The organism is Mumia sp. zg.B21 (genome assembly GCF_019550855.1).
Classification (GTDB): Bacteria; Actinomycetota; Actinomycetes; order Propionibacteriales; family Nocardioidaceae; genus Mumia.
In genome coordinates, this window is record NZ_JAHWCJ010000001.1 from 1,769,821 (window position 1) to 1,791,462 (window position 21,642).

20 protein-coding genes are annotated in these 21,642 nt (G+C 70.2%); 3 read left to right on the forward strand and 17 right to left on the reverse strand.

The genetic code is table 11. The features are described 5' to 3' along the window. Nucleotides 1-32: 32 nt before the first annotated feature. On the forward strand, nucleotides 33-257 hold the full coding sequence (locus tag KV100_RS08560; RefSeq protein ID WP_220342407.1) for a hypothetical protein: 225 nt from the start codon (nucleotides 33-35) through the stop codon (nucleotides 255-257). A gap of 93 nt (nucleotides 258-350) precedes the next feature. Here KV100_RS08560 and KV100_RS08565 read toward each other — a convergent pair whose 3' ends face one another. The 8 genes from KV100_RS08565 to KV100_RS08600 form a co-directional block, all read right to left on the reverse strand. After that, nucleotides 351-803, reverse strand: a complete 453-nt coding sequence (locus KV100_RS08565) for a GNAT family N-acetyltransferase (RefSeq protein WP_220342408.1) — start codon at nucleotides 801-803, stop codon at nucleotides 351-353. A gap of 155 nt (nucleotides 804-958) precedes the next feature. Beyond that, complete coding sequence (locus tag KV100_RS08570) at nucleotides 959-3,445, reverse strand: hypothetical protein (RefSeq protein WP_220342409.1); 2,487 nt, start codon at nucleotides 3,443-3,445, stop codon at nucleotides 959-961. Continuing rightward, nucleotides 3,442-4,146 (reverse strand): ABC transporter ATP-binding protein, encoded by a 705-nt coding sequence (locus KV100_RS08575; RefSeq protein ID WP_220342410.1) that lies wholly within the window; start codon nucleotides 4,144-4,146, stop codon nucleotides 3,442-3,444. Before KV100_RS08575 ends, KV100_RS08570 begins: the two co-directional genes overlap by 4 nt. After that, nucleotides 4,140-4,514: a peptidase inhibitor family I36 protein gene (locus KV100_RS08580; protein WP_220342411.1), complete on the reverse strand. Its 375-nt coding sequence runs from the start codon at nucleotides 4,512-4,514 to the stop codon at nucleotides 4,140-4,142. Before KV100_RS08580 ends, KV100_RS08575 begins: the two co-directional genes overlap by 7 nt. A gap of 97 nt (nucleotides 4,515-4,611) precedes the next feature. After that, complete coding sequence (locus tag KV100_RS08585) at nucleotides 4,612-4,842, reverse strand: hypothetical protein (protein WP_220342412.1); 231 nt, start codon at nucleotides 4,840-4,842, stop codon at nucleotides 4,612-4,614. A 37-nt stretch (nucleotides 4,843-4,879) separates the two neighbouring features. Beyond that, nucleotides 4,880-5,866: a TAXI family TRAP transporter solute-binding subunit gene (locus KV100_RS08590; protein ID WP_220342413.1), complete on the reverse strand. Its 987-nt coding sequence runs from the start codon at nucleotides 5,864-5,866 to the stop codon at nucleotides 4,880-4,882. An 8-nt stretch (nucleotides 5,867-5,874) separates the two neighbouring features. Next, the gene (locus tag KV100_RS08595; protein ID WP_220342414.1) at nucleotides 5,875-8,001 is read right to left on the reverse strand and encodes a TRAP transporter fused permease subunit; all 2,127 of its coding nucleotides are present in this window, start codon (nucleotides 7,999-8,001) and stop codon (nucleotides 5,875-5,877) included. 84 nt (nucleotides 8,002-8,085) lie between these two features. Further along, a complete protein-coding gene (locus tag KV100_RS08600) occupies nucleotides 8,086-8,559 on the reverse strand; it encodes an SRPBCC domain-containing protein (protein ID WP_220342415.1) in 474 nt (157 codons plus the stop codon). A 16-nt stretch (nucleotides 8,560-8,575) separates the two neighbouring features. Here KV100_RS08600 and KV100_RS08605 point away from each other — a divergent pair, with 16 nt between their 5' ends. Together KV100_RS08605 and KV100_RS08610 are read left to right on the forward strand one after the other, a co-directional pair. Then, nucleotides 8,576-8,920: a helix-turn-helix transcriptional regulator gene (locus KV100_RS08605; RefSeq protein ID WP_220342416.1), complete on the forward strand. Its 345-nt coding sequence runs from the start codon at nucleotides 8,576-8,578 to the stop codon at nucleotides 8,918-8,920. 39 nt (nucleotides 8,921-8,959) lie between these two features. Next, complete coding sequence (locus KV100_RS08610; RefSeq protein ID WP_220342417.1) at nucleotides 8,960-10,315, forward strand: HNH endonuclease; 1,356 nt, start codon at nucleotides 8,960-8,962, stop codon at nucleotides 10,313-10,315. Between the two features lie 131 nt (nucleotides 10,316-10,446). On the opposite strand, the gene KV100_RS08615 is transcribed toward KV100_RS08610, so the two are convergent. Genes KV100_RS08615 through KV100_RS08655 form a run of 9 tightly spaced genes read right to left on the reverse strand, consistent with a single transcriptional unit; the run spans nucleotide 10,447 to nucleotide 21,628 of the window. Then, the gene (locus KV100_RS08615; RefSeq protein WP_220342418.1) at nucleotides 10,447-11,196 is read right to left on the reverse strand and encodes an enoyl-CoA hydratase family protein; all 750 of its coding nucleotides are present in this window, start codon (nucleotides 11,194-11,196) and stop codon (nucleotides 10,447-10,449) included. Between the two features lie 40 nt (nucleotides 11,197-11,236). Beyond that, nucleotides 11,237-12,406, reverse strand: a complete 1,170-nt coding sequence (locus KV100_RS08620; protein WP_220342419.1) for an acyl-CoA dehydrogenase family protein — start codon at nucleotides 12,404-12,406, stop codon at nucleotides 11,237-11,239. Continuing rightward, nucleotides 12,403-14,427, reverse strand: coding sequence for a biotin carboxylase N-terminal domain-containing protein (locus KV100_RS08625; RefSeq protein ID WP_220342420.1), 2,025 nt, complete (start codon nucleotides 14,425-14,427; stop codon nucleotides 12,403-12,405). The genes KV100_RS08620 and KV100_RS08625 overlap by 4 nt, the downstream gene beginning before the upstream one ends. Nucleotides 14,428-14,459: 32 nt before the next feature. Continuing rightward, a complete protein-coding gene (locus tag KV100_RS08630; RefSeq protein ID WP_255565926.1) occupies nucleotides 14,460-16,073 on the reverse strand; it encodes an acyl-CoA carboxylase subunit beta in 1,614 nt (537 codons plus the stop codon). Then, complete coding sequence (locus tag KV100_RS08635; protein WP_220342421.1) at nucleotides 16,070-17,203, reverse strand: winged helix DNA-binding domain-containing protein; 1,134 nt, start codon at nucleotides 17,201-17,203, stop codon at nucleotides 16,070-16,072. Before KV100_RS08635 ends, KV100_RS08630 begins: the two co-directional genes overlap by 4 nt. Beyond that, a complete protein-coding gene (locus KV100_RS08640; RefSeq protein WP_220342422.1) occupies nucleotides 17,203-18,408 on the reverse strand; it encodes an acyl-CoA dehydrogenase family protein in 1,206 nt (401 codons plus the stop codon). Before KV100_RS08640 ends, KV100_RS08635 begins: the two co-directional genes overlap by 1 nt. Next, nucleotides 18,405-20,174: an acyclic terpene utilization AtuA family protein gene (locus tag KV100_RS08645; protein WP_220342423.1), complete on the reverse strand. Its 1,770-nt coding sequence runs from the start codon at nucleotides 20,172-20,174 to the stop codon at nucleotides 18,405-18,407. Before KV100_RS08645 ends, KV100_RS08640 begins: the two co-directional genes overlap by 4 nt. Then, nucleotides 20,171-21,028, reverse strand: coding sequence for a TIGR03084 family metal-binding protein (locus KV100_RS08650; RefSeq protein WP_220342424.1), 858 nt, complete (start codon nucleotides 21,026-21,028; stop codon nucleotides 20,171-20,173). The genes KV100_RS08645 and KV100_RS08650 overlap by 4 nt, the downstream gene beginning before the upstream one ends. Beyond that, nucleotides 21,029-21,628 carry a TetR/AcrR family transcriptional regulator gene (locus KV100_RS08655; protein WP_301021932.1) on the reverse strand — a complete coding sequence of 200 codons (600 nt, stop codon included), beginning with the start codon at nucleotides 21,626-21,628 and terminating at the stop codon, nucleotides 21,029-21,031. Between the last annotated feature and the right edge of the window lie 14 nt (nucleotides 21,629-21,642).

Consider the following 21,642-nt stretch of genomic DNA (forward strand, 5'->3'; position numbering starts at 1 on the left):
CCCGCGGCGGACCGTCTCCCAGGAGGCCATCCATGGTCCGTTCGTCTCGCAAGACCTCCGTTAGTCAGATCGTCACCGTCCTCGTCGTGGTGTGGCTCGTGATCGGTGCGCTGGCAGCAGCGCAGCGCGGCTACTTCCGCGGCACCGATGCCGACTGCACCAAGGTCAGCACGATCGCCGTCACCATCGTCGCCGGCCCGCTCAACTACGTGGGCGCCAACCCGAAGGTCGACTGCGACATCGAACCCAGCAAGTGAGTCACCCCACCCGGTGAACTCGCGGCGGACCCGGCTCGTGCACGATGCGAGCCGGGTCCGTCGTCGTTCAGCGGCGCAGTACGGCGGATCGATTCATCGCTTCGAGTAGCCGACCTCGACCGGGTGCGGGGGCCACTCGCTGATCGACCGCCGCCCGTCCTCGACCCAGCCACGCCGCGCATAGAACCGGCGGGCGCGGGTGTTCTCCTCCAGCACCCAGAGCCGGATCGGTTGAGCGCCGCGGCGCCGCAGCACCTCGTCGTGCAAGCGGCCGGCGAGGCCGCTCCCCCACCGTTCCGGCACCACGCCGAGGTGCCGGAGCACCTGGTCGTCGTACGTCGCGAACCCGAGGATGCGGCCGCCGGAGTCGTCCACGACGAGCGTCGTCACGCCCGGATCAGCCAGCTCGGCGACCCATCGCCGCCGGATCCCGTCGCGCGGCCACGGCAGGTCGCCGAACACGTGCGCCAGCCCCGTGCCGTACGCCGCCTCCTCACAGTCGGTCAGCGCATCGGCGTCCTCGGGGCCTGCCTCGCGGAGCTGCACGTGCCCAGTCTGGCGCAACCCCGCGAGGAGGATTGTTCTACTTCAGGTCGTCGATGGCCCGCTGCGAGCCGGGGTGGAGGGGGATCGGATCGGAGTCCTCCGCGTCCTCGATCGCGACGAGCTGCGGGATGACGCGAGCAGTCCTCGTCGAAGCGTCATCGTTCGGTGGGTTCGAGCTGCCGCGAGGCGAGCTTCCCGCTGAGTATCGTCGAGAGCGCGACCACCGCGATCACGAGACCGATGAGCGTCCAGGGAATCACGAGGTCGTACCGCTGGACTCTTGCGCCGGTGACCGCCAGTGATGCGACCGCGGCTGAGGCCCCGACGCCGACGGACAACGCGGCGATCCAGGCGTGCTGACGGCTGATGGCTCGGGCTGCCCATCGTCGCCGCACACCCACCCGGGTGAGCTGGCTGGCCCACCCCCGCATGGCGCGGACCTGGGCGCGGGTGGCCAGGACCGAGACACCCACGAGCAACGCGACCAGCAAGACGACCGATCCCACGATCGCGGCAGGCGGAACGATGGGCGCAGGCTTCTCGTAGACACCGATCGATCGCGGATCGAGACCCTTGTCGCGCAAAGCCGTGCGCGCGGCACGGCGATCGGGGGCGGAGATGTCCTTGAACAGCATCGCAGCGGGAGTCGTCGCCATTCCTAGACCCTGCGCAGTGGCTCTCAGCATGACGAAGGGAACAGCTTGGGTCCACCGGGTCTGCGCGGGATCGACGATGCGTACCGGCACGGTCGCCACGCCCCTGCCGGTCGCTTTGTCGATCAGCGCCAGCTGTCCGCGCGCCACCCGAACGAGATCGGGGTTGATCACCAGAGCGCCACCATCGGCGAGCAGGTCCCGGTCGGCCGACGTCAGCGCGGCGCCGAGCGCTCCCTCGAGATCGTCCGCGGAGTCGAAGGCGAACGCCACTCCCGTTCGGTCGTCTCGCGTACCGATCGTCTCCTCGGTTCCAGTGGACGGGTTCACGCCTCGCTTGCCGATGAGGAAGAACTGAATCGGCTCTGCCCGCTTGATCGAGGGCACCGTCTCGACGGCTGCGACGACAGCCGGGTCGGGCTTCAGGAACGGGGTGCTGAAGCTGTCAAGGAGCACATCTCCGGAAGGCACCGATACGGGTTGCCGCTCGCGAGCGTCCGCGACCTCGCTCGAAAGGATGGTGAGCATCCCGACCGTCGCAGCAACGATCACGATGTAGATGCCAGCCACGACAGCCAACCGCTGACGGTTCGTCGCGATCTGCCGCGCCACAAGCCGTTGGGTCAGGGTGCGGCGAGGCATCACCCGCAGCAGGCCGTCGATCAGCTCGGGGCCGAGGGCCGCCGCAGTCAGCGCCATGAGGCCGATCAGCGCCATCGCTCCACTCGGCTCGCGCAAGGTCAGCACCTGCCAGAGCGTGATGCTCGCACACACGACGCCGACGAGGTGCCGAGCTGAACGCAGTCTGCTGCGCGTGCCCGCCGAAAGTTGGCGTCGGCCGGAGACGACGATCCGGTCCCGGAGCGCGGCGAGTCCGAGCGCGAGACCGAGCACGACGCCCGCGGCGCTGACCTCGATAGCGGCCCACGGAACGCGGACATTCGTGACGGAGTATCCCCACCGTCCCTCGCCCAAGAAGGCCGTGGCATACCCGATCGTCGTGCCCCCCGCGACGGCGACGAGCGTGCTAGCCACGATCAGGGGCAGTGGGACGAGCCAGATCGCGAGCAGGGCGTCTCGCCGCTTGACGCCTTGCGCCATCGCCGCGCTTGCCGACGACTCCAGTCGCTTCGCGACGATCACGTATCCCATCACCAGCAAGGCCGGCAGCGCTAAGAGCCCGGGAATCCAGAGGCTGAGCGGCGACTGCACGGTCCACAGACGGGGTGCCTCCGCCTCCAGCTCGGCGCGCGTCCGAACACGTTCACCGACCGCCGCCCTGGAGATCGCTGGGCCCTCACCAGACACCGCGCGGACCGTGGATCCCACAGCCCGGTTGATGCCCTCGATCAGCGCTGCCGCGTCGTCTTGCGTCGTCTCGAATGTGGGAAAGGCCCGCAGCGGTGCGCCGTCGCTCCCCCGAACCTCCGCCAGCCGGCGCCAGGTCCCCGGGCCTGCCAGCAGCTTCGGCCAGCGGTCGAGCTCTGTCCGAGCGAGCCCTACGATGCGGAGATCAGGCGCCGCGCCAGCAGTCGGAACCTCATCGCCGACACGCACGCCCGTCGACCCCGCGCCGGCAACCACGACCTCACCGGCCTCGCGCGGCCATCTGCCGTTCGTCAAGCTGAACTGGCGTGTAGGGGGGCTGCGGTCCCAGTCCTTCTCGGTGTAGTAGACCCCGTCCAGGCCCCCTCGGAAGAGCGGGAAGTCGATCACGTTCAACGCCATGCCGAACCGCGGGCTCTGCGACTCGAAAGCGTCACGGAGTCTGTCGCCGTCGTCGGTGCCCGCACGGAGATCGACGTCGAACATGGTGAGGGCAGCTGAGGCGCTCCCCAGCTCAGCGTCGGCGTTCTGAGCCGGTGTCAGGCTCTGCGCATCCATGAAGCTGTTGGTGGCGAAGAGGAAGGCAATGAACAGGATCGGCGCCGCGAAGGAGGCCGCGACGGGGGTACGTGACCGCAGACGTCGCCGAATCGTCCCGATCATGCGCGGGACGCCACGTCGCGTACGACGCCGTCGAGCATCTCGATGCTCCGCGACGCTCGCTCCCGGCATGCAGGATCGTGCGACGCCACGACCACCAAGACACCTTTGCTCGACATCACCGCCAGCAGGTCGAAGATGGCGCCGGCATTGCGGCTGTCCAGCGAGCCTGTCGGCTCATCAGCCAACAGGATCTTGCGCCCACCCGAGAGCGCACGGGCGATCCCTACACGCTGCTGCTGCCCGCCGCTCAGCTCGTCGGGGTAGCGACCTCCATATCCGGCGAGACCCACCGACTCGAGCAACCGTTCCGCCTCGTCGAGAGCCTCGACGGTATTCGTTCCCCGCGCCTCGATCGGGAGCGCGACGTTCTCCGCTGCGGTGAACTCCGAGATGAGCTGGTGCGACTGGTGCACCATCCCGACCTCGTCACGACGCAACCGGATGCGGCCCTCGGCGCTGATCTGCGTGAGATCGTGCCCCGCCACCACGACACGACCTGAGGTCGGGAGGTCCAGCCCCGCAAGGAGATTGAGCATCGTCGTCTTTCCCGAGCCGCTGTGCCCGAACAAGCACACGAACTCCCCGGAATCCGCCTCGAAGTCGACTCCACCAACCGCCCTCACGGTCTCGGCAGGGGAGACGAACTCTCGCTCGACCCCAACCGTCCTGACCAGCGGGCCCGGACCCCCCGTGCTCAGCATCCTCGGTTGGTCCTCATGCTCGAGGCCTTGTCCGAATCGAACACCGACACGTTGTTGTCCCGGCTCGCGATCCCCATGGTCAGCAAGGCACCGGTGCCGTTGCCTCCGTCATACAGGCTGCCCTGGTAGTTGTTGGAGCGGTTCTGCCACGAGTCGGCTTGGTTGTTCTCACCGTTGGCATCGTTGTAGGGGTCGACAACGCCCTGGCCGTGGGCCTGCGCTGCGATCAGTAGCTTGTAGTCGTTGTTCCCCCAGACGCACATCTTGCTACCCGTGCACTGCGAACGCGATGCCTGCGCCGTCAGCGGTGCGACGACCGCGACGGCGAACAACGCCCCCGCGGTGGCAGGTGAACGGACTGTTCTCACCTTCGACCTCATCTCGTCGTGGCCGGCCAGTGAGGCCGACGCCCTGATTCCGTCCCGACTCGGGCGCAACTTGTTGCACTCGAGAGGGGCACGCCGGTTAACGGTCGGCGGCGTGGATCACAACGCCTTCACGGTCCTCATCGCCAACGAGGTCCACGACGAGCGTCGTCACGCCCGGATCAGCCAGCTCGGCGACCCATCGCCGCCGGATCCCGTCGCGCGGCCACGGCAGGTCGCCGAACACGTGCGCCAGCCCGGTGCCGTACGCCGCCTCCTCACAGTCGGTCAGCGCATCGGCGTCCTCAGGTCCTGCCTCGCGGAGCTGCACGTGCACAGTCTGGCGCAGCCCCGCGAGGAGGGAGGTCCTACTTCAGGTCGTCGATAGCCCGCTGCGAGCCGGGGTGGAGGGGGATCGGATCGGAGTCCTCCGCGTCCTCGATCTTGATGTCCTTGGCCGCCGGGTGCACCGCCGTGAGCGCGTCGGTCTCCTCGAAGACGAGGGTCGTCAACGCGCACGCGACGTTGTCGGGCATGTCGTCGCGGACGAGCAGGACGTTGGGGACGGCGACGGTCGGCACGTCGGCGTCCAGCTTGTAGGTGTCGGCGGGGATCGTCGACTCCTCGTAGACCGGGTTGATCTCCTGGAGCGCCTCGAGCTGCGGCGTGATGTCGATGAACTCGACGTCGTCGCCCATCGAGGTGAAGAGGTCGGTGATCGCCGGCGTCGGAAGACCCCCGGACCAGACCAGTCCGTCGATCGAGCCGTCCTTCATCCCGTCCACGGTCTTGGTCAGGTCCAGACGCTGCGCCGAGACGTCGCTCTGCTGGAGCCCTGCGGTCTCGATCAGGCGCTGGGCGATGACCTCGGTCCCCGACTTCGGTGAGCCGGTCGAGATGCGCTTGCCCTTGAAGTCCTCGATCCCGTCGATGCCGGCGTCCTTGCGGACCACGACCTGGGTGTAGTTGGGATAGATGCGCCCGATGGAGGCGACGTCCTGCTTCTCCGTGAACGAGCCGTTGCCCTCGACCGCGTCGGCGGCGGTGTCGGCGAGGGAGAACGCGAGGTCGTAGTCGCCGGCGACGAGCTGCTGCACGTTCTGGACCGACGCGCCCGTCTCGGCCGCGGTGGCCTGCAGATCGGTCTCGTCGTTGATGATCTGCGCCAGACCGCCACCGACCACGTAGTAGACGCCGGTCGAGTTGCCGGTGGCGATGCCGATCCGGCCCGAGCCGGCGTCGCAGCTCTCGGAGTCGCTGTCGGACTGGGTGTTCTCCTGCTGGCCGCCGCAGGCCGCCAGGGCGAGCGATGCGGTGAGCGCGCTCGTGGCGAGGAGGGTACGGGTATGTCGCATGTCGTGGTTCACTCCTGGGTGATGGGTGTGGTGGTCGTGGTCGGATGGTTCCCCCGGCGGCCGACCACGTGCAGGGCCACGGCAGCGGTGAGCAGCGCGAGACCCACGGCGATCGACACCGGGACGAGATAGAGGAGCAGCAGGGCGGCCGGGACGCAGAGCAGCCGCTCGACGCGACGGGTCGGACCGAACATCCAGCCCGACGTCGCCACCGCGAGCGCCGCCACCGCGAGACCGACCACGACGGTGGCCCAGACGACGTCGAGGAACGGCGCGCGGCCGAGAAGGGCTGCGCCGTTGTCGGTCATGATGAACGCCATCGGCGCGAGGAAGGCCGGCAACGTGTACTTGCAGGCCTGCCACATCGTCGCGATCACCTTGCCACCGGTGATCGCCGCGGACGCGACGGCCGCCAGGGCGGTCGGCGGCGACACCTCCGAGAGGACCGCGTAGTAGAAGATGAACATCGCGACCTCGGGGCCTTCGGCTCCGAGGCTGATCAGGGCAGGACCGATGATGATCCAGCTCAGGATGAAGGACGCGGTCACCGGCACGGCGAGCCCGAGGACGATGATCGCGACGGCGGAGAACAGCGCGCTGAGGACGATGAGCGACGCCTGGTTGGGAGCCAGCACGTCGGCAGCGTCCACGAGCAGGTCCGACAGCACCTGGCCCAGCCCGGTCTTCGCGATGGTCGACGTGATGACGCCGGCAGCCGCGCACACGGCGATCACCGGGACCGCGGCGCGGATGCCGGTCGCGAGCGCCGTGAACAGGCGGATCGCGTAGTCGCGCACAGAGTCGCCCAGCGGGAGCTTCTCGGCCGTCCGGGGATCCTGCTCGAGGTCGGTGACGAACGCGCGACGCGACAGCACCGCCTCGAGCAGCCCGAAGAACGCCGCCACCGCGGTCGCGTACACGACGGCCTTGAACGGCGGGACACCCATCGCGAGGAACAGCACGATCACGCCGAGGCTGACGAAGTGGTAGCCGAAGCGCCCGAGCAGCGCCCACGGGCTGTTGACGCGGGCGTCCACGCGCCGCGCACCGAAGCGCCGGGCGTCGATCTCGACCGCCAGGAAGATGCCGAGGTAGTAGAGGAGCGTCGGGACCAGCGCCCAGCCGAGCACCTGGAGGTAGGAGACACCGAGGTACTCCGCGATGATGAACGCCGCCGCACCCAGCGTGGGCGGTGACAGGATCGCGCCGATCCCGGACGCGGCGAGCATGCCGCCCGCGGCCTCGCGGGGATAGCCGGCGCGCTTGAGGATCGGCCACGCGAACGAGCCGAGGGTGACCGCAGTCGCCGTCCCCGAACCGGAGACGGTGCCGAGCAGGAAGCCGGAGGTCGCGACCGTACGACCGGGCGCCGTGCCCGACTTCTTGAACAGAGAGAAGCTGAACTCGACGAAGAACCGGCCGGCGCCCATCCGGTCGAGCACCGCTCCGTAGATCGTGAAGAGCACGATGTAGGTCGCAGCGACGTCGAGCGGCACGCCGAAGAAGCCGCTGGCCTCGTTGAAGAGAGCGTTGATGATCTGGTCGATGTCCTGGCCCCGGTGCGAGATCACCCAGTCGATCGGCAGGAAGCCGCCGTAGTAGGCGTAGGCGAGGAACACCGCACACACGACCGGCAGCACCCAGCCGGTCGTACGGCGCGTCGCCTCGAGGATGAGGAGCAGCAGGACGAGCCCCGCGAGGATGTCGAGGGGGTCGAGCGCACCCTGACGGTCGAGGAACGCCGTGAACCCACCGCCACCGGCGCTCGACTCAGGGAGGGGCAGCACCGGGTAGAGCCCGACGACCAGCGCGGCTCCCGCGAGGACCCAGTCCACCGGCCCGGGATCGTCCCGGCCGTCGGTGCTGCGCCGTGCCCACCCGCGGTAGAGGAGGAAGGCGAGCGGCAGGGTGACGCCGAGGAAGACGATCAGGTAGTACTGGTTGCCCTGGCGAAGCGGCCAGAAGACCTGCCAGAGCACGAACGCCGCGACGGCGAAGCACCACACCGTCATCGCCTGGTCCCAACGCGGGGACAACCGCCGTGACGGCCTCTCCTCGTCGTACTCCGAGGCGAGTCGGTCGAGGTCGACCTGGTCGACCTCGGCGACCGGGCTGTGACGGTCGGCGGGCGGCATGAGGCGTAACTTAACGGTGACCAGGGTCATGTCAAGAGTGCCGCGCGGAGGCACGGAAAGAGCGCCACGACGCCGCCGCGAAGGTCAGCCGTAGAAGCCTTCGCGCAGGTTGATCCCGTGCTCGACCCACGCCTTGAGGGCGGCCAGCATGCCGGTCCAGCCCGCGCAGTTGCCGAACGCGTTCTTGGCCCCCGTCCCGGTCACCAGCCACGACGACTCGGTGATCGTGACCAGGGTGCGCGCGCCGCCGTCGACCGGCTCGAGCTCGAACGTCGTGGTGGTCCGCCCGTCGTCGTCGGCCGAGGCCTGCGCGTCCCAGCGGATGACGATGAGCCGGGGCGGCACGGCCTCCACGACCGTGACCGGGAACTCGCCCGGGTGGTCGGCGAAGTCCCACATGACGGTCGCGCCGGACTCGAGTCGTCCGCGGGCGCCGCCCGTCGTGAAGTAGCGGGTGAGCTGCGCCGGGTCGGCGATCGCCTCGTACACCTCGGCACAGGGCCTCGCGATGTGGCCGGACACGGTGAACTGCAGCTCCTGGAGAGGATCGTCAGTCATGTGATATTTTTACAACATGTCGCCGGCCGTGGGCAATACCCCCGACGACGACCTCGTCTTCAAGGCGCTGGCCTCACCGACGCGGCGCCGGATCCTCGACCTGCTTCGGGAGGACACCCGGACGACTGGCGAGCTCTGCGCGCTCCTGTCGTCACTCGACCGGACCACCGTGCTCCAGCACCTGCGCGTGCTCGAGCGTGCCGAGCTGGTCACCGGCCGCAAGATCGGGCGCGAGCGCCACCTCGCCCTCGCGCCGCTGCCGATCAAACGCATCCACGACCGATGGATCAAGGACTACATGGACGCCGCGGTCGAGCTGCTCGACCACCTCGACCGACCCTCCGACCGCGACGCGGATTAACCCTTGCGTTGTCGAACATCTGTTCGATATCATCGTGTCATGTTCGACGCCGAGATCACCGCCGACCTGCACCACGCGGCGCAGGCGCTGGTGGACGCCCCGATCGAGCTCGCTACCACCGAGCAGCTCGCTGAGGTCCTCGGAGCCGTGGCTTCGACGCAGGCGCTCCTCGACGGCGTGCTGGCGCGTGGACTGACACACTTCAGCGACGCAGGCGGGCCGGAGGCTGCTGGAGCTGCCAACGCGAAGGCGTGGGCGCGCCGCGAGCTGCGCCTCGACGCCGGCGAGACCGGTCGTCTGATCGCCGCAGCTCGGACGACCCAAGCGTTGCCGCGGGTCGCCGAGTCGTTGCGGGCCGGCAGGATCCGGCTGGATCACGTCCACGAGTTCTCCGCCGGCCTGAAGAAGGCCGATCCGGTCATCATCACCTCGGCGGAGGACTACCTGCTCGATGTCGCCGAGCGCAGCGAGCCGTCAGCGCTCCGGGCGGAGATCCGGGAGTTCATCGAGGCAGTGCACCCGGAGTCCCTGGACGCCGCCTACATCCGAGGGATGGACAAGCGTGACCTCCAGGTCTCCAAGGTCGGCGACGGCTATGCCGTGACCGGTTTTCTCGACATCGTCACCGGCGCCCGGCTCAAGACCGTCCTCGACCACCTGGGCGCCCCGGACGACCGTGACGATCGTCGACCCCCTTCGGAACGACGAGTGACCAATCTCGACCGGCTGCTCACCCAGGTTCTCGAGCACGGCCTGCCCAGCCGCAACGGATTCCGGCCCCAGCTCTACGTCACCGTCGACCTCGAGCGTCTTCAGGGCATGCCTGGCGCCGAGCCTGCGCGACTGCACGGCTGGGGCAGCATCCCTGACCTGCTCCTGGGCCGCCTTCTCTGCGACACCGACGTCACACCGGTCCTCACGGGCGCGCACGTCGACGACCGGAGGCGCGACTACGGAGGGCACGACCACGAGGTCCCCGACCAGCCCAGCGACCGACGACGGCCCGGCAGCGTTCTCGACGTCGGCCGGAGCCAGCGTCTCGCCACCCCCCAGCAGCGGATCGCGATCACCCACGCGCAAGGTGGGCGCTGCGCCAACCCGGGGTGCCACAACACCTTCCTCGAGCTGCACCACATCGACTGGTGGCACCGCGACCACGGCACGACCGACGTCGACAACCTCATCGGCCTGTGTCCGCGCTGTCATCACCTGCTCCACGCCGGGTTGCTCCATGCCCGACGCGAGCCCGGCACCGGAGACGTCATCCTCACCACCGGGGAGGGGCACCGTCTCTCCGACTCCGACGACCGAGACCGAGCCCTCAGGCGCCTGCTCGTCCGTCGGCGCCTTCGCGAGATCCGGCAGCTGGTCCACTCATCCGGGATAGCCGCCTGACCGGTGCCTGACCACCGGCTGACCACCGGCGTCTCAGCGCGCCGGCCTACGAACACGCACGCCGGGCACGACCGGATCGGGGGATCGGTCGTGCCCGGCGTGTGCTGGGAGGGGCGGACTAGGCCCGACTGTCAGCCCTTCTTGCGGTTGAGGAACGCGAGCATCGCCGTACGCGCCTCGTCCGAGCCGAAGAGCCGCCCCGACTGCTCCGCGACGTCGTCACCCAGCGCGTCGATGCGAGCCACGAGGTCGGCGTTGAGCAGGGCCTTGGTCTCCCGAAGGCCCTGGGGATAGGCCTTGCGGAGCCCGTCGAGCACCCGCGAGAGGGCGTCGTCGAGCTCGGCCGCTGGGACGGCCTCCGTGACGAGCCCGTACGCCACCGCCTCGGCCGCGGAGAACTTCTCTCCGGTGAGGAAGGTCCGCGACGCCGAACGCGGCGACATCCGCGAGAGGGTGGTCAAGGAGATGACCGCCGGCGCCAGGGCGAGACGGACCTCGGTGAACGCGAACGTGACGTCGTCGGCGCACACCACCACGTCGGCAGCGCCCACGATGCCGAGCCCGCCTGCGCGCACCGGACCGTGCAGGCGGACGACCACCGGCTTCGGGAGGGTCACGATGAGGCGCTGCAGCGCGACGAGCCCCTTGGCCCCCTCGACCATCCCTCCCCCGGCAGCCTCGGACAGGTCGGCGCCCGAGCAGAACACCGACCCCGCCGCCGTGATCACCACGGCGAGGACGTCGGGATCCGCCGCGGCCGTCTCCAGGTGCCCGACCAGCTCGCTCACGAGCTGAGCCGAGAGGGCGTTGCGGTTGTGCTGGCTGTCCAGCGTGATCGTCGCGACCTGGTCGGCGACCGCGAGGTGGACGAGCTCGGTCATAGGATGCTGCTCCTTCGTGACGTCGTGCGAGGGGTGAGGGTCAGTACGACTTCGGCAGGCCGAGCGAGAACTGCGCGATGAAGTTGAGCACCATCTCGCGGCTGACCGGCGCGATGCGCGACAGGCGCGACGCCGCCAGCATCTGTACGAGGCCGTACTCCTCCGCGAGACCGTTGCCGCCGTGGGTCTGGATCGCCCGGTCCACCGCGTTGCACACGACCTCGCCGGCCGCGTACTTCGCCATGTTGGCGGCCTCTCCGGCACCCATGTGGTCACCGGCCGCATAGAGCGCGGAGGCCTTCTGGGTCATCAGACGCGCCATCTCGATCTCGATGTGCGTCTGCGCCAGCGGGTGGGCCACGGCCTGGTGGGCGCCGATCGGCGCCTTCCAGACCTGACGGGTCTTCGCGTACTCGGTCGCGATCTCGAGCGCGAGCCGCGCCGTGCCGGTCGCGAACGAGGCCGCCATGATGCGCTCGGGGTTGAGCCCCGCGAAGAGCTGCTCGATCCCGGCGTCCTCACTGCCGATCAGCGCGTCCGACGGGAGGGCGACGTCGTCGAAGAACAGCGTGAACTGCTTCTCCGGGCTGACGATGCCCATCGGGATCTCCTGGAACGTGAAGCCAGGGCTGTCGGTCGGCACCAGGAAGAGAGCCGGCTTGAGGTTGCCCGTCTTGTGGTCCTCGGTCCGCGCGACCACGAGGACGTGGCTCGCCTCGTCGACACCGGAGATGTAGGTCTTGCCGCCGGTCAGGCGCCAGCTGCCGTCCTCCTGCCGATAGGCCGTGGTGATGATCTTGTGCGAGTTGGAGCCCGCGTCCGGCTCGGTGATGGAGAAGGCGAACGTGCTCGTCCCGTCAGCCAGGCCGGGCAACCAGCGCTGCTTCTGCTCGTCCGTGCCGTACTGCGCGATGATCGTGCCGACGATCGCCGGCGACACGACCATGAGCAGCAGCGGGCTGCCGGTCGCGGCCAGCTCCTCGCAGACCGCGGCGAGGTCGCCGATCTCGCCGCCGCCGCCCCCGTACTCCTCCGGCACGGCGACACCCAGATAGCCGAGCTTGCCGGCCTCCGCCCACAGCTCGGTGGTCTTGCGACCCTCGGCCGCTGCGGTGTTGAAGTAGTCGCGACCGTACTTGCGCCCCAGGTCGCGGACGGCCTTGCGGAGCGCCTGACGCTCCTCGGACTCGGCGAATGCGGTGGTGATCATGCGAGGTCTCCTTCGGGGTTCTCCTGGTCGGCCGCGTCCTCGATCACCGCGAGGACGGCACCGGACTCGACCTGCGAGCCCGCGGAGACCGCGAGCTCCGTCACGATGCCGTCGGTCGGCGCCGTGATGGTGTGCTGCATCTTCATCGCCTCCAGCACGACGACCACGTCGCCCTGGTTGACGGCCTGCCCCTGCTCCACCGAGACCGACACGACCGAGCCGGGCATCGGGGCCAGCAGCGATCCGGCGGCCACCTGGTCGGCGGGGTCGGTGAAGCGCGGGACGACGACGAGGTCGAGCGGCCCCTGGGGACCGTCGACGTCGGCGACGCCTGGAGCGGTGGAGACCGTGTACGCCCGTGCGACCCCGTCACGCTCGAGCACCACGCGGTCGGGAGACACGGCGGTGGCGACCGGCGCAGCCTCGTCCTCGGACCCCGAACGCGGGACCAGACGACCACCAACCGAGTCGTACGCGACCGCGACCTCCTCGCCCCGCACCGCGAAGGTCACGGTGTGCGGCTGGCTCGCCACGTTGCGGAAACCGGCTGGGATCCGCGAGAGGACCCTGGCACTCGTCGCGGCCGCCGTGGCCGAGGCGAGCGCGGCCGCCGTGGCGTATTCGCGGACGACGGACGTGTCCACGCGCGGCGCCGACCAGTCCGCGATGCGCTGCTCGAGCAGCAGCGTGCTGAGCTCGCCCGCGGCGAACTCGGGCGCACCGAGGATCCCGTGCAGGAGGTCGAGGTTCGTCGACACCCCGTGGAGCCGGGTGCGCGCGAGGGCGCCGCGCAGCATCCGGATCGCCGACGTGCGGTCGGGACCGAACGCGACGAGCTTGGCGAGCATGGCGTCGTAGTGGATCCCGACCTCGCTGCCCGATTCCACACCGGAGTCCAGGCGGAGCCCGTACGACGTCGGGCCGGCGAAGCGTCCCTCCGCACCCGGCACGTCGAAGACCCGGACGGTGCCCGTCTGCGGAGCGAAGTCGTCGGCCGCGTCCTCGGCGTAGAGGCGCACCTCGATCGCGTGACCCCGCGGGGCCGGCGGTTCGGTCTCGCCGGTGATCTCACCGAGCGCCCGGCCCTCGGCGACCGCGATCTGAAGCGCGACGAGGTCGAGGCCCGTGACGGCTTCGGTGACCGGGTGCTCGACCTGGAGGCGCGTGTTCATCTCGAGGAAGGAGACGACAGCGTCACGGTCGGCACGCTCCTCCACCAGGAACTCGACCGTGCCCGCACCGGTGTAGCCGACCTGCTTGACCAGTGCCCGCGCCGCATCATGCAGGGTCGTCCGGGTGGCCTCGGCCAGACCCGGCGCCGGGGCCTCCTCCACGACCTTCTGGTGCCGCCGCTGGAGCGAGCAGTCGCGGTCGCCGAGGACCCAGCAGGTGCCGTGGGCGTCGGCCATGACCTGCACCTCGACGTGGCGCGCGTGCTCGAGGTAGTGCTCGACGAAGACGGTGGTATCGCCGAAGGCCGACCCCGCCTCGGCGGCCGCCTGCTCGAGCGCGGCCGGCAGAGCACCGAGGTCGCGCACGACCCGCATCCCACGGCCGCCACCGCCTGAGGACGCCTTGACGACGAGCGGCAGGTCCGAGGACGTCATGTCCTCCGGCTTCAGCATGCCGGCGACCGGTCCGCCGGCGGCCGCCATGAGCTCCTTCGACCGGACCTTGGAGCCCATCGCCTCGATCGCCTCGGGGTCGGGTCCGATCCAGGTGAGCCCCGCCGCACGGACGTCGGCGGCGAATGAGGCGTTCTCGGAGAGGAAACCGTAGCCGGGGTGGATCGCGTCCGCGCCCGTGGCGAGCGCCGCGGCGATGACGAGGTCACCGCGCAGGTACGTCTCGCCCGGCGCGTTGCCGGGCAGGCGTACGGCCGCGTCCGCATCGGCGACGAACGGGGCGTCGGCATCGGCGTCGGAGTGGACCGCCACCGTCCCGATGCCGAGCTCGCGGCAGGTCGCGAACACGCGCCGGGCGATCTCGCCCCGGTTCGCGACGAGCACCTTCTGGATCATCGAGCCTCCGTTGATTGAACCTGTCGAAACGTTCACAGCCGGAACACCCCGTAGCCGCGGGCGCCCTCGATGGGCGCGTTGGCGATCGCGCTCAGGCAGATGCCGAGCACCGTCCGGGTGTCACGCGGGTCGATCACACCGTCGTCGTAGAGCATCCCCGACGTGAAGTACGCCAGCGACTGCTCCTCGATCTGCTTCTCGATGAAGGCGCGCATCTGCTTGTCGCCGTCCTCGTCGTACGGCATGCCCTTCGCCTCGGCCGCCCCGCGGGCGACGATCGAGATGACGCCGGCGAGCTGGGCCGGGCCCATGACGGCCGACTTCGCGTTGGGCCAGCTGAACATGAAGCGCGGGTCGTACGCCCGGCCGCTCATGCCATAGTGGCCGGCGCCGTACGAGGCGCCGATGACGACCGAGATGTGCGGCACCGTCGAGTTGGAGACCGCGTTGATCATCTGCGCGCCGTGCTTGATGATGCCGCCCTGCTCGTACTCCGCACCCACCATGTAGCCGGTGGTGTTGTGCAGGAACAGCAGCGGGGTGTCGGTCTGGTTGGCCAGCTGGATGAACTGCGCCGCCTTCTGCGCCTCCTCGCTGAACAGCACGCCCTGGGCGTTGGCGAGGATGCCGATCGGGTAGCCGTGCAGCTGCGCGAAGCCGGTCACGAGCGAGGAGCCGTAGAGCGGCTTGAACTCGTCGAACTGCGCCTGCCCGTCGGGTGAGCCGTCGACCAGCCGGACGATGACGTCGCGCGGGTCGAACGGGACCTTGAGGTCCGTCGGGACGATGTCGAGCAGGTCGTCGACGTCGAAGGCCGGCTCGGCGTAGTCGGCAGCGGGAGTGGGTCCCTGCTTGCGCCAGTTGAGCCGGCGCACGATCTGGCGTCCGAGGCGGATCGCGTCGTACTCGTCGACCGCCAGGTAGTCGGCGAGCCCCGACGTACGAGCATGCATCTCGGCGCCGCCGAGCGACTCGTCGTCGGACTCCTCGCCCGTGGCCATCTTGACCAGCGGCGGACCGCCGAGGAACACCTTGGCGCCCTCCTTGACCATGACGACGTAGTCGCTCATGCCCGGCACGTACGCCCCGCCGGCGGTGGAGTTGCCGAACACCAGGGCGACCGTGGGCACCCTGGCCGCGCTCGAGCGCGTGATGTTGCGGAACGTCGCACCACCAGGGATGAAGATGTCCTTCTGCGTGGGCAGGTCGGCGCCGCCGGACTCGACGAGGTTGACCGTCGGGAGGCGGTTCTCGGCGGCGATCTGCGCGGCGCGGAGGCCCTTCTTGACCGTGAGGGGGTTGCTGGAGCCGCCCTTCACCGTCGGGTCGTTGGCGATGATCATGCACTCGACACCTTCGACGACGCCGATCCCGGCGACGAGCGAGCCGCCGACGGGGAAGTCGGTCCCCCAGGCGGCCAGGGTCGACAGCTCGAGGAACGGCGCGCCCTCGTCGAGCAGCAGCTCGATGCGCTCGCGAGCGAGGAGCTTGCCCCGCGCGTGGTGGCGGGCGACGTACTTCTCGCCGCCCCCTGCCAGCGCCTTGGCGTGCTGCTCGGCGAGGTCGTCGATCTTCGCCAGCATCGCCTCGCGATGGGTCGGCGGAGCGTCGGTGGTCGGTGCGGCGTCGGCCGCTGTGGTCGTCATCGTGGTGCCTCCATGTTCAGCTCGACGGGGTTGTCGAGGTATCGGGAGAAGCGTCCGGCCTGCGCCGCGAACCTGTCGCGGTCGGCCGAGACCGTGTCGGTGAGGAGCGTCAGGGTGACGCTCGTCGGATCTGCCTTGCGGGTGGGGCGTGACCACTTCCAGCCGCCGACGACCCGCCCGTCGTCGACAACGAGCCCTCGGAAGAAGAGACCGTCGATCGGCCCGCGGGCGTAGTCTGCGCTCGCGTCTACGGCCTGCCGGTTCTTGTACGCGATGAGGTACTCGTCGTAGGGCGGAAGCAGATGGCTGGTCGAGGAACCCGAGCCGCTGGGCAAGGCCGTGTCGAGACCATGGACGTCCCAGTACGTCAGCCCCTCAAGCTCGTACGACACCGCGCCCGCCGCCTCGTAGCCGCGCCGCGCATCGGTGACCGTGACACCACCCCACCAGGCGAGGTCGTGCGGCGTCGCCGGTCCGTGTCCGCGGAGGTAGCGCTCGGCCAGCCGGGCCACCGCCTCGTCCCGGTCCACCGGGTCCGACGCCGGCAGGCGGTCATCGAACGCGGCGAAGGTCTGCTGCTTGCCCCGGGGGACGCCGCTGATGGCGACCCGGTCGAGCTCGGCGTGCAGGGTGATGAAGGCGATCCGACCGGCCGGATCGACGCCGTGCTGCGGCAGCCGCTCCGCGAGCTCCTTGCGCGTGAGGTGGCCGCCGTCGGCGAGCACCGTGGCGACGGCGTCGGTGACCTTCGCCGCTTCCGCGGCGTTGTCGAGACCGGTCGCCCGCCACGCCGACGCCATCGACCGCATGATCCGCGGGCCTGTCAGCTCCAGCATCCACCGGACGTCGACCGGGCGGACGAAGTGCCAGGTCGGCCGCAGGACATGCGTACGGAGCAGCTCACCCGAGGCGACCAGGCCGTCGACGTCGGCTGCGGTCACCACACCGGCGCAGCGCTGGGCGAGCGCCCACCCGGCGTCGACGTACTCCTGCGCCTGGACGGCGCAGAGCGCTTCTACGACGTCGACCGGCGCGGCGAACGGCTCGCCCACCAGTCCCTGCCGGCGGAGACGCTCGCTCCGCAGCGACGACCAGTCGCCGTCGTGCGGAGTGGAATACGTCGCGGTCATCAGTACCCCAGGATCTTGGCGATCAGGTCGTTCATGACCTCGGTGGCGCCGCCACCGATGCCCAGGATGCGAGCGTCGCGGTAGTGACGCTCGACCTCGGACTCGCGCATGTATCCGTGCCCGCCGTGGATCTGCACCGCCTCGTCGACGACGAAGTCGCAGGCGGCCACGGCGTCGTTCTTGGCGATGCCGGCGTCGGCGACCAGGCGCATCGGGTCGATGCCGTCACCCTGACCCGCGGCGACCGCGGCGGCCTGCTCGACGACCTGGCGGGTGTAGGCGCGCGCGGTCACCGTCGCCCTGTGCATCTCGACCAGCTTGTGCCGGATCACCTGCCGCTTCGCGAGCGGACGGCCGAACGTCTCGCGCTCCTTGGCGTAGGCGACCGCGAGGTCGAGGGACCGCTGGGCCGTCGTGTACGCCTGCACCGCGAGGCTCAGCCGCTCGTTGACGAACTGCTGCATGACGAGGACGAAGCCGCCGTTCTCGTCACCGACCAGGTTGGCGGCCGGGACACGGACGTCGTCGAAGGCGAGCTCGGCGGTGTCGGAGCAGTGCCAGCCCATCTTGCGCAGCGGGCTGGCGACGGCGAAGCCGGGTGTGCCCTTGTCGATGACGAGCAGCGAGATCCCACCGAAGCCGTCTCCTCCGGTCCGCACCGCCGTCGTGACGAAGTCGGCGCGCACGCCGGAGGTGATCAAGGTCTTGGCGCCGTTGACGACGTAGGCGTCGCCGTCGGTGGAGACCGCGCGCGTCTGCAGGTTGGCCACGTCGGACCCGCCGCTGGGCTCGGTGACGCCGAGCGCACCGATCATCTCTCCGGCGAGGGTCGGACGGACGTACCTGTCGACGAGCGAGGTGCTGCGGTCGGTCGGGTTGGCCAGGTGCGCCGACACGATGTGCGGCAGCGCGATGCCGTGGGTGAAGAGCGCCGCGATGAGGCCGGACGACCCACCCGACTCGATGACCGCCTCGGTGACGACGGAGATGTCGATCGTGTCGCCGCCGGCGCCGCCCACCTCCTCGGGGAAGCCGATGCCCATGATCCCGGCGGCGGCGGCCTTCTTGTGCAGCTCGCGCGGCAGCTCTCCCTCGTCCTCCCAACGCGGGAGGTCGGGAACGATCTCCGTCCGGGTGAACCGGCTGACCGACTCGCGCAGCGCCTTCCGCTCGGGTGTCGACCAGGCGTCGTACGGGGCTGTCATCGATTCTCCTTGACGAGTGCGGCCGGGACGTCGGCCACACGGGCACGCAGCCACTCGCCGAGGGCCTTGGCCTGGGGGTCGAAGCGGGTCGAGGCGGCGACGCCGTCCCCGAGGAAGCGGTGGAGCACGACGTTGACGGCGCGCAGGTTGGGCAGCGGGTGGATCTCGAGCTCGAGCTCGGCCGCCTCCGGCAGCAGTGCCCGGACGCGGGCGTCGTCGAGGAAGCCGACCAGCCAGGCGAAGGCGGCGTCGGGATCGCCGACGTCCTGCCGGATCCACACACCGACGTTGGCGTCGCCGCCCTTGTCGCCGCTGCGGGCGTGCAGGACGTGTCCGAGCGGCACGGAGACGGTCTCCTGTGTGGTCGACTCGTCGGCGCCCTGCTCGCTCGCGGCACCGCTCGCGGCCGTGTCGACGGCGGTCTCCGGATCGGCGGTCGTACGTGGTGGCTCGACCTCGATGCGCGTCCCGTCAGCGAGCACGACGGTGTGCGGCACGAGGTCCTGAGCGAGGTATCCGGCCGTGTAGACCCCGTACGGTGTGGCGGCCGCAGGCGGCCGCGTGGCGGTGAAGCCGGGGTACGAGGCAAGAGCGAGCTCGACCGCGGCCGAGGAGAACGCGCGTCCCACGGGGTCGGGCGAGGAGTCCTTCACGTGGCACCGCAGGAGGGTGGTCGCACGCGCCTGGGTGTCGGGGTCGGGCACGTCGGTCCGGTCGAGCTGCCACTCGATCTCGGCCGGCATCCCGGTCGGGGAGCCGGCGAGGGCGTCCTCGACCTGCGCGCGCACGAGTGCGGCCTTGGCCTCGATGTCGAGTCCGGTCAGGACGAGCTCGACGCTGTTGCGGAAGCCGCCGAAGGAGTTGAGCGCGACCTTGGTCGTCGCGGGCGGGGCCGAGCCACGGACCCCGCTGATCGCGACCCGGTCCGGACCGTCCTGGGTGAGCGTCACGGAGTCGAGGTGTGCGACGACGTCCGGGCCGGCGTAGGCGGGGCCACCGATCTCGTACACGAGCTGCGCCGTGACCGTGTCGACGGTGACGACGCCACCGGTGCCGGCGTGCTTGGTGATGACGCTGCTGCCGTCGGCCGCGACCTCGGCGATCGGGAAGCCCGGGTGGAGCAGGAGCTTGGGGTCGAGGTCGGCGAACCCGGCGAAGTTGCCGCCGGTGGCCTGTGCCCCGCACTCCACGACGTGGCCCGCGACGACGGCACCCGCGAGCGCGTCGAGGTCGTCGCGCCCCCAGCGGTGGGCGTGGATCGCCGGTCCGACGACGACCGAGGCGTCGGTCACGCGTCCGGTGACGACCACGTCGGCACCGGCGTCGAGGGCGGCAGCGATGCCGAACGCGCCGAGGTAGGCGTTGGCGGTGATGGGCGTCTGGCCACCGTGACCGACGAGGCCGAGCTCTCCGGCCCGCTCACGGAGGTCGTCACCCTCGACGTGGGCCACCGAGATGTCGAGGCCCTGGTCGGCGGCGATCTCGCGCAGCTTCGCGGCCAGGCCCGCGGGGTTGAGCCCGCCGGCGTTGGTGACGATGCGGACCCCGCGCTCCTTGGCGAGACCCATGCAGTCGGTCATCTGCCGGACGAATGTCTTGGCGTAACCGAGGGACGGGTCCTTGATCAGGTCCCTGCCGAGGATGAGCATCGTCAGCTCGGCGAGGTAGTCACCGGTCAGGTAGTCGAGGTCGCCGTCGGTGAGCATCTCGCGCATCGCGCCGAGACGGTCGCCGTAGAAGCCGGAGCAGTTGCCGATGCGGATCATGACGCGTCCTCCGTGCCCCGCGCGCCGCGCGGTTTGGGATCGGGCCCGGGCAGGCCCGCGAATGCCTGGACGATGTCGAGCCACTCGTCGGCGGCCGGTCCCTCCGCCGTCACGTCCACGTCGTCACGCACGCGCCGCCGGGTGGCCAGCAGCGCGAAGTCGTAGCCGTCTCCGGTGACGCGGTCGGGGGCGTCCTCGGGCCCCCAGGCCCACGTGTCACCGTCGGGGCCGACCAGCTCGAGCCGGACCGGCGCCGCAGGGACGTCGCGGCCGCGGACGAGATAGGCGAAGCCGCGCGTGCGGAAGCCGAGGTAGGCGACGTGCTTGGCACGGACCGTCGGCGGCAGCTCGACGTCGAGCGCCTCCGCCACGTCGTGCCCGTGCGCCCAGGTCTCCATCAGCCGCGCGGTCGCCATCGAGGCGGGGCTCATCGGAGGTCCGAACCACGCGATCTTGTCTCCGTGGGGGACGGCCCGCAGCGCGTCGGCGAGCCGGACGCGACCGTCGCGCCACCGAGCGAGCAGCTCCGACGGCGCGAGAGCCGCCAGACGCTCGGCCTCGGCGTCGACGTAGCCCGCCGGGTTCTCGACGGCGCTCTTGATCAGGGCCGCGAACGCCTCTCCACCGTCGACGGCGGCCAGGGAGGCCTCGTCGGTCCAGTGGAGGTGGGCGACCTGGTGGGCGATCGTCCATCCCTCGGCGGGGGTCGGTCGCGACCACCCGGCGTCGTCCAGGTCGGCGACCAGCGCGTCGAGCTGGTCGCTCTCGGCGGCGAGGTCGGCGAGGACGGCTTCGAGGACCTCGTCGCGGCGCGGGGCCGTGGAGGTCGTGGGATCGGGCGAGTCAGTGGTCATTCAGCGCTCCAGCTCGGTGTCGAGGGTGATGGCCCAGGTGTCGAGGATCGAGGTACGGCGTGCGGTGTCGTCGGTGAGTGAGGCGGCCAGACCAAGGCCGCGCAGGAGGTCGAGGGTGGCCTGCACGAGCTGACGGTTGCGCCCGCGGCTGTCGTCGATGCCGAGGAGCGCGACGGCGTACGCGTGGATCTCGCGACCGACTCGGCGCTCGAGCGGTGCGACGGCGTCGCGCAGCTCCTTGTCGGTCCGTGCCGCGACCCAGAGCTCCAGCGCCGCGAAGAACACCGGCGACACGAACTGTGTCGCCAGCGCGTCGAGCACCGCACGTGTCCTGTCCTCCTGCGGGAGGTTGGAGATCGAGAGGGCCATCTCGTCACGACGCCGCTCGGTGATGTGCTCGACCGCGGCGATCACCAGCGCCTGCTTGCTCGGGAAGTGGTGCAGCTGCGCGCCGCGGGACACGCCGGCGCGCTGCGAGATGACCGTCGTGCTGGTGCCGGCCCAGCCGAGCTCGACGAGGGAGTCGACGGTCGCCTCGAGGAGGCGCTGCCGCATGGCCCGGCTGCGCTCCCCCTGGGTCGTGCGAGTGGTCTCGGTCACCTCGGCATCATCGT